Source organism: Curtobacterium sp. MMLR14_006 (assembly GCF_001864985.1).
GTDB lineage: Bacteria > Actinomycetota > Actinomycetes > Actinomycetales > Microbacteriaceae > Curtobacterium.
This window is the reverse complement of the sequence record NZ_MJGU01000012.1, coordinates 216,291-229,346: the sequence shown is the minus strand read 5'-3', so window position 1 is coordinate 229,346 and position 13,056 is coordinate 216,291. Positions and strand designations below refer to the sequence as shown.

Here is a 13,056-nt window from a genome sequence, read left to right as displayed (position 1 = left end):
AGTATCCCCCGCTCCCCCGACACCGCCGCGCGTGGCGCCTGCCCGGGTGCAGTTCCGCGCGTGGGAGCGGGCGTGGTGCAGTTCCGCGCGTCGGAGGTCGTTCCGCGCGCGGGAGGCTGATCCAAGCAGGGGCAGTCCCGCGCGTCGGAGGGCGTTCCGCGCGTTCGGGGTCGTTCTGCGCGCGGGGCAGTCCCGCGCGTGGAAGGTCGTTCCGCGCGCGGGAAGTCGTTCCGCGCGTGGGAGGCACGAAGTTCCGTCCTCCTACGCGCGGAACTGCTTCCCATCGCAGGTGCCATGGGCAGGAACGTCCGCGCGCCAGCGTCCAGTCGCCCACACCAGGGAGGCGCGGTGCGGGACGGACCCGCACCGCGCCTCCTGGCAGGTGGTCTCAGGCGGAGACGAGCTCCGGCGAGTCCGCCCCGGCCGCGGCACCCGCACGCACCGCACGGTTCACCGCCGAGACGATCGCCTTGAGCGACGCCGTGGCGATGTCGGCGTCGATGCCCACACCCCACAGCCGCACCCCGTCGACGTCGAGCTCGACGTACGACGCAGCCTTCGCGTCGCCGGAGGCGCTCATCGTGTGCTCCGAGTAGTCGTAGAGCGTGACCTGCACGCCCTGCTCGGCGAGGACCTTGAGGAACGCGTCGATCGGGCCGGTGCCCACGGCGTCGGCCTCGACCGAGCCCTCGTCGACGCGGAGCGCCACGGACAGCGAGGTCGTGCCGTCGAAGTCGCTCGACGTGGCCGTCTTCGTGAGCTCGTAGCGGCCCCACTTCTCGTCGTCGACCGACGCGGGCAGGTACTCGTCCTGGAACACGTCCCAGATGCGCTGCGACGAGAACTCTCCGCCCTCGGTGTCGGTGTGCCGCTGGACGACACCGGAGAACTCGATCTGCAGCTTGCGCGGCAGGTCCAGGGCGTGGTCGGTCTTGAGCAGGTAGGCCACACCACCCTTGCCGGACTGGGAGTTGACGCGGATGACGGCCTCGTACGACCGGCCGATGTCCTTCGGGTCGACGGGCAGGTACGGCACCGCCCACTCGATCTCGTCGATGTCCTTGCCCGCGGCGGCGGCCTTGGCCTTCATCGCCTCGAAGCCCTTGTTGATGGCGTCCTGGTGCGAGCCGCTGAACGCCGTGTAGACGAGGTCGCCCGCCCACGGCTGGCGCTCGGGCACCGGCAGCTGGTTGCAGTACTCGACGGTGCGCTTCACCTGGTCGATGTCCGCGAACGAGATCTCCGGGTCGATGCCCTGCGTGAACAGGTTCATGCCGAGCGCGACGAGGTCGACGTTGCCGGTGCGCTCACCGTTGCCGAACAGGCAGCCCTCGATGCGGTCCGCGCCGGCCATGTAGCCGAGCTCGGCGGCGGCGACGGCGGTGCCGCGGTCGTTGTGCGGGTGCAGCGACAGGATGACGTCCTGACGGTGGGCGAGGTTCCGCGACATCCACTCGATCGAGTCGGCGTACACGTTCGGCGTCGCCATCTCGACCGTCGCCGGCAGGTTGATGATGACCTTGCGTTCGGGCGTCGGCTCGAAGACCTCGAGGACGGCGTTGCAGATCTCCAGCGCGACCTCGAGCTCGGTGCCCGTGTAGGACTCCGGCGAGTACTCGTAGTAGACCGTCGTGTCGTGCTGCAGGGTCGCCTCGGCCGCCTTGCACAGCTTCGCGCCGGCGACGGCGATGTCGACGACACCCTGCACGTCGGTGCGGAAGACGACCTCGCGCTGGACGATGCTCGTCGAGTTGTACAGGTGGACGATGGCCTGCTTCGCGCCGTCGATCGCCTCGTACGTGCGCTGGATGAGGTGCTCGCGCGCCTGGGTCAGCACCTGGATCGTGACGTCGTCGGGGATGGCACCCTCGTCGATGAGCGAGCGGACGAAGTCGAAGTCGGTCTGCGAGGCGCTCGGGAACCCGACCTCGATCTCCTTGTAGCCCATGCCGACGAGCAGGTCGAACATCGCGCGCTTGCGGTCGGCGTCCATCGGGTCGATGAGCGCCTGGTTGCCGTCGCGCAGGTCGACCGCGCACCACCGCGGCGCCTTCTCGATGCGCTTCGTCGGCCAGGTGCGGTCCGGCAGGTCCACGGCGATCTGCTCGTGGAACGGGACGTACTTGTGGATCGGCATCCCGGAGGGCTGCTGCGTGTTCTGCATCGTGCGTCGCTTTCGTCGTCAGGTGTGGGTCAGGCCACGACGGACTCCGCGACGAGGTGGGCCGTGTGTCAGGCCTCGTCGCGGCAGCGAAGGAGGAGGTGTGCCGAGTACATCGGGACCCACGGTAGCACTGGTGTACCAGTCTGTCGCAAGCGTGTGGCGCCGACGCCGCGGTGTGCAGGGCGGGCGCGGTGTCGCCGTCGAGAGGTCAGGACACGCCGTACGTGAGGCGCCGAGGTGGCACGAAGTGTCGCTCGCGGGGCTGTCGGGCGACAGTTCCTGCACCCTCGACGACGGCAGGCGGCCCGACACGCAGCCAGCCCTGGCACCAACACCGACACCGACGCCGGCACCGGCACCGGCACCGGCACCGGCACCGGCGGCACCGCACCCCACGACGGACAGGAGGCCCGGTGCACACCGGCACCGGGCCTCCTGTCCGTCACACGTGGCAACCGGGGCGCGCGTCAGTCGACGGCGAGGGCCTCGGTCGGCGGGACGCGCATCGCGCGCCGCACCGGGGCGATCGTCGCGACCACGGCGAGCACGAGGGCGCCGACCACGACGATGGAGATCGTCAGCGGGGGCAGCACCGGCGTCACCGGGGTGCCGAGCGAGCCGAGCAGCGTCTGCCCACCGACCCAGCCGTAGACGGTGCCGAGCACCAGGCCGGTGACGACGGCGGCGACCACCATCTGGACGGCCTCGGTGACGATCATCCGGCGCACCTGGGCGCCGGTGAGTCCGAGGACCCGCAGCAGCCCGAGCTCCCGCCGCCGCTGCAGCACGCCGAGCGCGAGGGCGTTGACGACCCCGACGGCGGCGATCACGGCGGAGAACCCGACGATCACGCTGACGACGGCGTTCAGCTGCACGAAGAAGTCTCGCTGCGCCTGCACCGTCTCGGCCGGGGCCCGGCCGCCGCCCAGGCCGTCGAGCTGGGCCTCGAGCACGTGCTGCATGATGCCGAGCGCCACGGCGAAGGTCACGAGCAGGGTGACGCCGATGACGAGCCCGATGGTCGCCCGCGAGGACCGGCCAGGCGCCCGCATGGCGTTCCGCCCGGCGAGCAGGACCACCGGGTCGTGCGAGCCGATCCGGCCGATGAGCTGCAGCACCGGGGGCATCACGATGGTCGCACCGACGGCCACACCGGCGAACGAGACGAACCCGCCGAGCGCGGCCGGCAGCACCGCCACGGGTGAACCGGCGCTGAGCGCCAGGCCGAGGAGCATGAGTCCGGCTCCCCCGGCCATGAGCACGATCGCCCAGACCTTGCGGGCGGTTCCCGACCGGACGTCGTCGTGGCTCGGTTCGACGCTCGACGACAGGGCCTCGAGCGGGGTGACCGTGAGCACACGGCGCGATCCCGCGGCGAAGGCACCCCAGGTGGCGAGGACGACGGCCACGACCGGCAGCACGAGCTCCCACGGCACGAGCGTGTACTCGGTGTCCGGCAGGAAGCCGTTGCCGCGCAGCACCAGGACGAAGACCGCGGACAGCGCGGTGCCGACGACGGCTCCGGCGAGGCCGCCGATGATGCCGACGACCAGCCCGGTCCGGGTGATCCGCGCCCGCAGGGTCGCCCCCGTCGCACCGACGAGGCGCTGCAGGGCGATGATGCGGGTCTGCCCGGCGATCAGCGTCGCACAGGTGTTCGCCGTGACGATCGCACCGACGTAGAGCGCGATGCCGAGGAACAGCCAGCCGACCACCGACAGGATCGCCTTGACGGGGCCGAGGTCGGCGAGCCCGGCCGCGCCGAGGGCCTGCACGACGATCCCCGGGGCGATGACCAGGGCGGAGCCGAAGGTGGTGCCGAGGGCTGCCACCAGGATCGTCGGGGCGAAGGAGCGGACGCCGTTCACGCTGCGGCCTCCATCCCGAGCATCGTGGTGGAGATCGCGGCGGCGTCCATCGCGGAGCGGTCCGCGACGATGCGGCCGTCCGCCAGGAACAGGATGCGGTCGGCGTTGGCCGCGGCGACCGGGTCGTGGGTCACCATGACGACGCTCTGGCCCCACTCCTGCACGGCACCGCGCAGGATCGCCAGCACGTCCCGCCCGGTGCGGGAGTCGAGGGCGCCCGTCGGTTCGTCCGCGACGACGACCGCGGGCCGCGACGCGAGGGCCCGCGCGATGGCGACGCGCTGCTGCTGACCGCCCGACAGCTGGTGCGGTCGGTGCGACAGGCGGTTGCCGAGGCCGAGCATGTCGACCAGGCGGTCGATCCACGCGGTCTCGTCCGCCGAGGGCTTGTGACCGCCGAGCAGGAACGGCAGCCGGATGTTCTCACTGACGTCGAGCGTCGGCACGAGGTTGAACGACTGGAACACGAAGCCGAGTCGGCGCCGACGGAGCTCGGTGAGGTCCTTGTCGCCGAGACCGGTGATGTCGACCCCGTCGATCCGGATGCGGCCGGACGAGACGGCGTCGAGCCCGGCCGCGACGTGCATGAGCGTCGACTTGCCGGAACCGGACGGCCCCATCACCGCGGTGAACTCCCCCGCGCCGATGTCGACGCTGACGTCGTCGAGCGCCGTCACGCGACGCGAGGCGTCGCCGTAGTGCTTGGAAACGTGGTCGAGTCGGATGATCGGTTCGTGGCTGGTCATGCATCAACGATGACGGTCGGGAGGCCCGCCCCGCGTCCGTCGGGCGGCTCCTGTGGATCGTCCGCTCGGCTCCCCTGCCTGTGCAGGGGTCATCCGAGCGGATGACCCGTCAGTCGTTCTTCGCGACCAGCCCGTGCTCGTGTGCGAACACGACGAGCCGCACCCGGTCGCGCAGCCCGAGCTTCGTGAGGACCCGCGAGATGTGGGTCTTCACGGTGGCCTCGCTGACGTACTCGTGCTGGGCGATCTCGCTGTTGCTGAAGCCGCGCGCGGCCAGGTCGAAGATCTCGCGCTCGCGCGGGGTGAGCTCCGCGAAGGCGGGCGGCACGGCGGCGGCCCGCTCGACCGAGTCGTCGTACCGCCGCAGCAGCTCACGCGTCGCCGAGGCCGCGAACACCGCGGTGCCGGCGTGCACGGTGCGGACGGCGGCGAGCAGGAACTCCGGGTCGGCGTCCTTGAGCACGAAGCCGCTCGCCCCGGCTCGGATGGCCTTGGCGGCGGCCTCGTCGAAGTCGAACGTCGTGAGCACGAGGACCTTCGCCCCGTCGGTGCCGGACTGCTCCACGATCCGTCCGGTCGCGGTGATGCCGTCCATGACGGGCATGCGGACGTCCATGAGCACGACGTCGGGCCGGGTGCGACGGACGAGTTCGACGCCCTCGGCACCGTCGCCGGCCTCGCCGACGAACAGCAGGTCCGGCTGCGAGTCGATGAGCATCCGGATGCCGGTGCGGAAGAGCGACTGGTCGTCGACGAGGGCGACACGGATCCGCTGCTCGGACGTCGGGGTGGTGGTCATCGTGCGGAGCGCTCCTGCTCGGTCGGGGTGGTGCGGCCGCGGGGCATCTGCCCGCTGGCGGGGACGGCGGGCATGCGCACGGCGACCTCGAAGTCGTCGCCGCGGACCCCGGCGGTCATCGTGCCGCCGGTCATCGTGGCACGTTCGCGCATGCCGACGAGCCCGTGACCGGTGCCGGGACCGCGGGTGCCGTCGTCGGCGCGGCGGTTCACGACGGCGATCTCGACGGTGTCCGGGCGGTAGGTCAGCGACGCGTGGACGGGGCTGCCGGGCTCGCCGTGCTTGTAGGCGTTCGTCAGGCTCTCCTGGACGATCCGGTACACCGCCAGCTGCGTCGTGGTCGGCAGCCCGGACGGGTCGCCGTCGCGGTCGACCTGCACGTCCAGCCCGAGCTCGCGCATCTCGCCGACGAGCCGGTCGATGTCATCGATCTCCGGCGTCGGCGCCGTGCCCTGCTCGTGCCGCAGGGCGCCGAGCAGCTCGCGGACGTCGCCGAGCGCCCTCCGTGCCGTCGTCGAGATGGTGCCGAGGGCGGTGTCGGCGACCGCCGGGTCGGCCTTCAGCGCGTACCGGGCACCGTCGGCCTGGGCGATCACGACCGCCAGCGAGTGCGCCACGATGTCGTGCATGTCGCGGGCGATGCGGACGCGCTCCTGCTCGACGGCGACGGCACGGTCGGCACGGGCGGCGTCGCGCTCCGCGAGCAGTTGCGCCTCGCGGCTCAGGCTCTCCACCCGGCGGGACCGCACGACCAGACCGGCGAGCCACGGCAGCAGCAGCAGGAGCAGGACGACGGCGAAGTACGAGCCGGTCACACGGAGCGACTCCTCGAGCGGCGTCGTCGCCGTCTCCATGCCGAGCCGCTGCTGGTAGTCGCCGATCCCGATGTACAGCGCGGCGGTCACCGATCCGCCGATCGCCGACACGAGCCCGGCGATCCGCACGCGCGCGCTGCCGTACGCGCTCGTCGCGTACATCACCCCGGCGATGAAGACGTTCGACAGGTCAGGGTTCTGCCGCGTGACCATCTCGAACACCGCGACCACCCACGCGACCGTGAGCGCCAGCCCCGGCGCGAGTCGGCGCAGGGCGAGCGCCGCGGTCATGCCGACCACCGTGACGACGGTGAGCGGTCCGTCGGCGACCTGCCCGGACAGGAGCAGCACGAGCCCGCCGAGGACGACGGCCACCACCGCGTCGGTCAGGACCTGCGAACGGAGCATCGGGCGGAACACCCGTCCACGGTACGGTGCCCGCTCCGCCGCGGCGTCCGTCGCGGGGATGACCCGCTCGGGGCCGTCAGAAGCCGAGGCGTCCGAGCTGCTTCGGGTCACGCTGCCACTCCTTGGCCACCTTCACCCGGATGTTGAGGAACACGTGCCGGCCGCCGAGCAGCGACTCGATCTCGACCCGCGCACGCGTGCCGACGTCCTTCAGGCGTTCGCCCTTCCGACCGATGACGATGGCCTTCTGGCTGTCCCGCTCGACGAACAGGTTCGCGAAGATGCGCAGCGGGCCGTCCGGGTCGTCCTCGTCGTCGGGTTCGACGACGTCCTCGATGACGACGGCGAGCGAGTGCGGGAGTTCGTCGCGGACGCCCTCGAGCGCCGCCTCGCGGATGAGTTCGCCGATGCGCTCCTCGTCGGTCTCCTCGGTCACGGCCGACGAGTCGTACAGCTGCGGCGACTCGGGCAGCAGCGAGGTGATCTCGCCGAGGAGGTCCTCGAGCTGCAGGCCCTTCGTGCCCGACGTCGGGATGATCGCGTCCCAGTCGCGCAACTTCGAGACAGCGAGCAGCTGCTCGCCGACGCGGTCCTTCGCGGTGCGGTCGATCTTCGTCACGATCGCGATCTTCTTCGCGCGCGGGTACTGGTCGAGCGTGTCGTTGATGAACCGGTCGCCCGGGCCGATGGGCTCGTTCGCGGGGACGCAGAAGCCGATCACGTCGACGTCGCCGAGCGTGGACTGCACGAGGTCGTTGAGCCGCTCGCCGAGCAGCGTGCGCGGGCGGTGCACACCGGGGGTGTCGACGATGATGACCTGCCCGTCGGGGCGGTGCACGATGCCCCGGATCGCACGCCGGGTGGTCTGCGGCTTCGACGAGGTGATCGCGACCTTCTCGCCCACCAGGGCGTTGGTCAGCGTGGACTTGCCGACGTTCGGGCGGCCGACGAAGGAGACGAAGCCGGCGCGGTACGGACGGGCCGGGCCGTCGGCGGTGGTGGACTCGGTGTCGCTCATGCGTGGGTGGTTCCCGTCGTGGAGTGTGCGGCGTCCTCGAAGGCGTCCTCAGCGCCGGCCAGGGCGTCGGTCCGCTCGGCGAGCACGGTGATCAGGTGTCGGCGCTTGCCCTCGACGCGGTCGGCTGTCAGGACCACGCCGGAGACGGTCACGGTGTCGCCGGACGACGGCAGGTGCCCGAGCTCCTTCGTGAGCAGACCGCCCGCGGTGTCGACGTCGTCGTCGTCGAGCTCGATGCCGAACAGGTCGCCGAGGTCGTCGATCGGCAGCCGGGCGGCGATGCGCCAGACGCCGGGCTCGACCTCGGTGCGGTCGACCACGGTGCGGTCGTACTCATCCGAGATGTCGCCGACGAGTTCCTCGATGAGGTCCTCCATGGTGACCAGGCCGGCGACCCCGCCGTACTCGTCGACCACCAGCACCAGGTGGTTCTTCGCGACCTGCATGTGCCGCAGGGTGTCGTCGGCCGGCTTGGACTCCGGCACGAACTCGGCGGGGCGCAGCAGGGCCGTCACCGGCTCGGCGCCGGAACCGGGGCGCTCGTACAGCGCCCGGGACACGTCGCGCAGGTACAGCACGCCGAGCACGTCGTCGCTGTCCTTGCCCGTCACCGGCATCCGGGACACCCCGGCGGCCAGGAACTGCTCCATGCCCGCGGCGAGGGTGTCGGCGCCGTCGACGGTGGTCATGTCGGTGCGGGGCACCATGACCTCGCGCACCAGGGTGTCGCTGAACTCGAAGACCGAGTGGATGAGTTCGCGGTCCTCGTCCTCGAGCACGTTGCTCTCGGTGGCCTCGTCGACCAGGGAGAGCAGCTGTTCCTCGCTCGAGACCGTCGAGGCGCTGCGGCCGCGGCCGGGCGTCACGCGGTCACCGATGCGGACGAGCAGCCCCGCGAGGGGACCGAGCACGATGCGGACGGCCCGGACGAGTCCGCCGGTCGTGCCGAGCAGTGCCTCGGCGTGCGCGCGGCCGACGCTGCGCGGGCTCGACCCGACGAGCACGAAGGACACCGCGGTCATCACGACGGCGGAGAGCACGAGGGCCACCCACCAGCTGTCGAAGGCCCGGACGAGCGCGATCGTGACGAGGACCGCCGCCGCGGTCTCCGCCAGGACCCGGAAGAAGTTCAGCGCGTTGACGTGCGCGCCGACGTCGTCGGCGATCGCCTCGATCGCCCGACGGCGCTTGTTGCCGCGGGCGATCTCGTCGAGGTCGGCACGCGACACCACCGACAGGGCGGCGTCGCTCGCGGCCAGCAGCCCGCCGAGGACGACGAGCACCAGGGCCACCGCGAGGAGACCGGCGACGACGAGCACCGGTCACCGCCCCCGCTGCTGCGCGGCGTAGGCGGTGAGGATCTCGCCCTGCAGGCCAAACATCTCGGCCTTCTCGTCCGGCTCGGCGTGGTCGAAGCCGAGCAGGTGCAGGATGCCGTGGCAGGTGAGCAGCAGCATCTCGTCGGTCGTCGAGTGGCCGGCGGTCTTCGCCTGCTCCTCGGCGACCTGCGGGCAGAGCACGATGTCGCCGAGCAGCCCGGCCGGCGTCGGGTCGTCCTCGGTGCCCGGTCGGAGCTCGTCCATCGGGAAGCTCAGGACGTCGGTCGGGCCGGGCTCGTCCATCCACCGCACGTGGAGCTGCTCCATCGCGCCCTCGTCGACCAGCACGACGGCGAGTTCCGCGTCGGCGTGGACGTGCAGCGCGTCCAGGGCGAAGGCGGCGAGGCGCTGGATCGCGGCCTCGTCCACCTGGACCCCGGACTCGTTGTTGAGCTCGATGCTCACCGGTTGTCTCCTCTGGCGTCGTTCTGGGGGTACGGGGACCGCTGGCGGTCCTGCGGGGGCCGGCCGCGGCGTTCGGCGCGGTTCGCCCCGTCGGGGTTGCCCGTGGGGGCGGTGCCGCGGCCGCCGGGGCGATGCCCGGCCTGCTCGGCGAGGCGTTCCTCGTCGTAGACGGTGTAGGCGTCGACGATCCGGCCGACCAGCGTGTGGCGGACGACGTCCTCGCTGCCGAGGCGGGCGAAGTGGATGTCCTCCACAGACTCGAGGATCCGGGTGACGAGCCGCAGGCCGGAGACGTTGCCGGGCAGGTCGACCTGGGTGATGTCGCCCGTGACGACCATCTTCGAGCCGAAGCCGAGCCGTGTCAGGAACATCTTCATCTGCTCGGGCGTGGTGTTCTGCGCCTCGTCGAGGACGACGAACGAGTCGTTCAGCGTGCGCCCGCGCATGTACGCGAGCGGGGCGACCTCGACCGTGCCCGCCGCGAGCAGCTTCGGCACGAGCTCCGGGTCCATCATCTCGTTGAGGGCGTCGTAGAGCGGCCGCAGGTACGGGTCGATCTTGTCGGTGAGCGTGCCGGGCAGGAAGCCGAGCCGCTCGCCGGCCTCGACCGCGGGCCGCGTGAGGATGATCCGGGTGACCTCGCGCCGCTGGAGCGCCTGCACGGCCTTCGCCATCGCCAGGTAGGTCTTGCCGGTACCGGCCGGCCCGATGCCGAAGGTGATGGTGTGCTCGTCGATCGCGTCGACGTAGGCGCGCTGCCCGTCCGTCTTCGGGCGGACGGACTTGCCGCGGCTCGACACGATCGGCGTGCCGAAGGTGTCGGACGGCTTGCGGTCGTCGTCGAGGATGCGCGCGGAGGTCGGGATGTCGGCCGGACCGATGTCCTGCCCGCGGCGGACCATGCCGACGAGCTCGTCGACGAGGGCCCGGGCGCGGGCGACCGCACGCTCGGGACCGGTGAGCGTGACCTCGTTGCCACGCACCACCACCCGGACGTCCGGGTACTGGCGTTCGACGGTCTTCAGGAGCCGGTCCTGCGGGCCGAGCAGCTGGACCATGGCGATGCCGTCGACCTGCAGGGCGTCGGAGACGTCCGCTTCGACGGCGGGGGTGGGCTGTGCGGCTTCGTCAGCTGGCAAGGGTGCCTTCCTGCAGTTCACCTGCGAGTACGTGCGCGTGCACGTGGAACACGGTCTGACCGGCGGCTTCGCCGGTGTTGAAGACGAGTCGGAACTGGCCGTCGGCGCGCTCGTCGGCGATGCGCTGCGCGGTGGCGACCACGTGGGCGAGGAGGTCGGGGTCACCGGCGGCGAGTTCGGCGACGTTCGCGTACTGCTCGGTCTTGGGCACGACGAGCACGTGGACGGGGGCCTTCGGCGCGATGTCCTCGATGGCGATCACGCGGTCGTCCTCGGCGACGACGGTCGCCGGGATCTCGCGCGCGATGATCTTCGAGAAGACGCTGGGCGTGCTGGTGCTCATGACTCCATCGTAGAACGCACGGCTGACCTCGGGCCTTCCCTCACCAGCGGCCGAGCCGCGCCTGCAGGACGGCGAGTGCCGCGGGACCCGCGGTCGACGTCCGGAGCACGGTGTCGCCGAGCCGCACCCGCACCGCGCCGGCGGCCTCGAGCCGGTCGAACTCGGCGCCGTCGATGCCCCCTTCGGGGCCGACGACGAGCACGATGTCCTCGACGTCGTCCGGCAGTTCCCACGCGGCGAGACGGACGTCGCCGACCGGGTCGAGCACGAGCACCGTGCGGCCAGCGCCGGCCGCGCCCGCCAGCTGCACGGTCGTCACCGGGTCCTCGACGACTGGGACCCGCGACCGGATCGCCTGCTTCGAGGCCTCCTGCGCGATCGCGGCCCAACGTGCCCGGCCCTTCTCGACCTTCGCGCCCTCCCAGCGGGAGACGCTGCGGGCCGCCGACCACGGCACGACCCGGTCGACGCCGATCTCCGTCGCGGCCTGCACCGCCATCTCGTCGCGACCGCCCTTCGCCAGTGCCTGCACGAGCGTCAGGGACGGGCGCGGTGCCGGCTCGACGGCGACCGTCGCCACGGACAGCACCAGCGCGTCGCGCCCGACCGACTCGACCGCGCCCGTCACTACCGTGCCCCGGCCGTCGCCGAGGCGCAGGGTCTCACCGACGCGGACGCGGGCCACCGACACGGCGTGCCGGCCCTCGGCCCCGTCGAGGGACACCTGGTCCCCGGCGGTGACACCGTCGAGCGTCTCGACGAGGTAGAGCGACGCCATCAGTGGTTGAAGAACCGGTCGCGGAGCTTGCCGAACATGCCCTGCTGGAACCGGGCGAGCTGCGGCGCCGACGCCTTGTGCGACTTCGCGAGCTGCTCGACGAGCTGCCGTTCCTTGTGCGACAGCTTGGTCGGGGTCACGACCTGCACGCCGACCCGGAGGTCGCCGCGGCCGCTGCCCCGGAGCTTCGTGATGCCGCGGTCCTTGATGACCAGGACGTCGGCGCTCTGCACGCCCGGGCGGATCTCGAGCTCGACCGGACCGTCCAGCCCGTCGATGGTCGTCGTCGTGCCGAGCACGGCGTCCGTCATCGCGACCTCGAGCGTGGCGAGCAGGTCGTCGCCGTCGCGGCTGAAGACGTCGTCGTGCCGGACGCGGACCTCGAGGTAGAGGTCACCGGCGGGACCGCCGGCCGGGCCGACCTCGCCCTGGCCCGGCATCTGCAGGCGCAGACCGGAGTCGACGCCGGCGGGGATGTCCACCGGGACCGTGCGGCGGGCGCGGACGCGACCCTGTCCCTGGCACGTCGGGCAGGGGCTCGGGATGACCGTGCCGTAGCCGCGGCAGGTGCCGCAGGGCGCGCTCGTGACGACGTTGCCGAGGAGCGAGCGGACCTGGCGCTGGATGTGCCCGGAGCCGCCGCAGATGTCGCAGGTGCGGGGGCTGGTGCCCGGCGCGCAGCAGGACCCGTGGCAGGTCTCGCACAGCACGGCCGTGTCGACCTCGACGTCCTTGTGGGTGCCGAAGACGACCTCGTCGAGGTCGACGTCGAGGCGGAGCAGGGCGTCCTGCCCGCGCTCGGCCCGGCTGCGGGGTCCGCCGCCGCGGCCACCGCCGCCACCGCCGCCGCCGAAGAAGGCGTCGAAGATGTCGCTGAACCCGCCGGCGCCGCCGCCGAAGGGGCTGTCGGCCTGCGGGCCCGCGTCGTACCGGCGCCGCTGCTCCGGGTCGCTCAGCACGTCGTACGCGTGCGTCACGTCCTTGAAGCGCTCGGCGGCGTCGGGTGACGGGTTCACGTCCGGGTGCAGCTCACGCGCCAGGCGGCGGTAGGCCTTCTTGATGTCGGCATCGGAGGCGTCCTGCTGGACGCCGAGGACGTCGTAGTGGTCTGCCACGTATCCCTCAGTCGGTTTCGTTCGGTCGGTCCGGTGCGGCGGTCGCCGCGGTCCGGGTGGTCGTCGGTCGGCCGGGAGG

12 protein-coding genes are annotated in these 13,056 nt (G+C 72.0%); all 12 read right to left on the bottom strand.

The genetic code is table 11. The features are described 5' to 3' along the window. Positions 1-388: 388 nt before the first annotated feature. Complete coding sequence (gene leuA / locus BIU94_RS04610) at positions 389-2,164, bottom strand: 2-isopropylmalate synthase (RefSeq protein ID WP_071254693.1); 1,776 nt, start codon at positions 2,162-2,164, stop codon at positions 389-391. A gap of 467 nt (positions 2,165-2,631) precedes the next feature. Further along, positions 2,632-4,032 (bottom strand): ABC transporter permease, encoded by a 1,401-nt coding sequence (locus BIU94_RS04605; RefSeq protein WP_071254690.1) that lies wholly within the window; start codon positions 4,030-4,032, stop codon positions 2,632-2,634. Further along, positions 4,029-4,778 (bottom strand): ABC transporter ATP-binding protein, encoded by a 750-nt coding sequence (locus BIU94_RS04600; protein WP_071254686.1) that lies wholly within the window; start codon positions 4,776-4,778, stop codon positions 4,029-4,031. The genes BIU94_RS04605 and BIU94_RS04600 overlap by 4 nt, the downstream gene beginning before the upstream one ends. 109 nt (positions 4,779-4,887) lie before the next feature. Next, a complete protein-coding gene (locus tag BIU94_RS04595; RefSeq protein WP_071254683.1) occupies positions 4,888-5,577 on the bottom strand; it encodes a response regulator transcription factor in 690 nt (229 codons plus the stop codon). Then, complete coding sequence (locus BIU94_RS04590; protein WP_139196302.1) at positions 5,574-6,911, bottom strand: sensor histidine kinase; 1,338 nt, start codon at positions 6,909-6,911, stop codon at positions 5,574-5,576. The genes BIU94_RS04595 and BIU94_RS04590 overlap by 4 nt, the downstream gene beginning before the upstream one ends. Beyond that, positions 6,877-7,818 carry a GTPase Era gene (gene era, locus BIU94_RS04585; protein WP_071254677.1) on the bottom strand — a complete coding sequence of 314 codons (942 nt, stop codon included), beginning with the start codon at positions 7,816-7,818 and terminating at the stop codon, positions 6,877-6,879. Before era ends, BIU94_RS04590 begins: the two co-directional genes overlap by 35 nt. Further along, the gene (locus tag BIU94_RS04580) at positions 7,815-9,137 is read right to left on the bottom strand and encodes a hemolysin family protein (RefSeq protein WP_071254674.1); all 1,323 of its coding nucleotides are present in this window, start codon (positions 9,135-9,137) and stop codon (positions 7,815-7,817) included. The genes era and BIU94_RS04580 overlap by 4 nt, the downstream gene beginning before the upstream one ends. Before the next feature lie 3 nt (positions 9,138-9,140). Further along, positions 9,141-9,602 (bottom strand): rRNA maturation RNase YbeY, encoded by a 462-nt coding sequence (gene ybeY, locus BIU94_RS04575; RefSeq protein WP_071254672.1) that lies wholly within the window; start codon positions 9,600-9,602, stop codon positions 9,141-9,143. Then, positions 9,599-10,741: a PhoH family protein gene (locus tag BIU94_RS04570; protein WP_071254669.1), complete on the bottom strand. Its 1,143-nt coding sequence runs from the start codon at positions 10,739-10,741 to the stop codon at positions 9,599-9,601. Before BIU94_RS04570 ends, ybeY begins: the two co-directional genes overlap by 4 nt. Next, positions 10,731-11,084, bottom strand: coding sequence for a histidine triad nucleotide-binding protein (locus BIU94_RS04565; protein ID WP_071254666.1), 354 nt, complete (start codon positions 11,082-11,084; stop codon positions 10,731-10,733). The genes BIU94_RS04570 and BIU94_RS04565 overlap by 11 nt, the downstream gene beginning before the upstream one ends. 40 nt (positions 11,085-11,124) lie before the next feature. Further along, a complete protein-coding gene (locus BIU94_RS04560; RefSeq protein ID WP_071254663.1) occupies positions 11,125-11,862 on the bottom strand; it encodes a 16S rRNA (uracil(1498)-N(3))-methyltransferase in 738 nt (245 codons plus the stop codon). Beyond that, positions 11,862-12,977, bottom strand: a complete 1,116-nt coding sequence (dnaJ, locus tag BIU94_RS04555) for a molecular chaperone DnaJ (RefSeq protein WP_071254658.1) — start codon at positions 12,975-12,977, stop codon at positions 11,862-11,864. Before dnaJ ends, BIU94_RS04560 begins: the two co-directional genes overlap by 1 nt. Positions 12,978-13,056: the final 79 nt, after the last annotated feature.

What these genes read in the sequence shown, in the direction of transcription:
- leuA (WP_071254693.1), bottom strand. Translation starts at nt 2,164, where the DNA reads ATGCAGAACACGCAGCAGCCCTCCGGGATGCCGATCCACAAGTACGTC.
- BIU94_RS04600 (WP_071254686.1), bottom strand. Translation starts at nt 4,778, where the DNA reads ATGACCAGCCACGAACCGATCATCCGACTCGACCACGTTTCCAAGCAC.
- BIU94_RS04595 (WP_071254683.1), bottom strand. Translation starts at nt 5,577, where the DNA reads ATGACCACCACCCCGACGTCCGAGCAGCGGATCCGTGTCGCCCTCGTC.
- era (WP_071254677.1), bottom strand. Translation starts at nt 7,818, where the DNA reads ATGAGCGACACCGAGTCCACCACCGCCGACGGCCCGGCCCGTCCGTAC.
- BIU94_RS04565 (WP_071254666.1), bottom strand. Translation starts at nt 11,084, where the DNA reads ATGAGCACCAGCACGCCCAGCGTCTTCTCGAAGATCATCGCGCGCGAG.
- BIU94_RS04560 (WP_071254663.1), bottom strand. Translation starts at nt 11,862, where the DNA reads ATGGCGTCGCTCTACCTCGTCGAGACGCTCGACGGTGTCACCGCCGGG.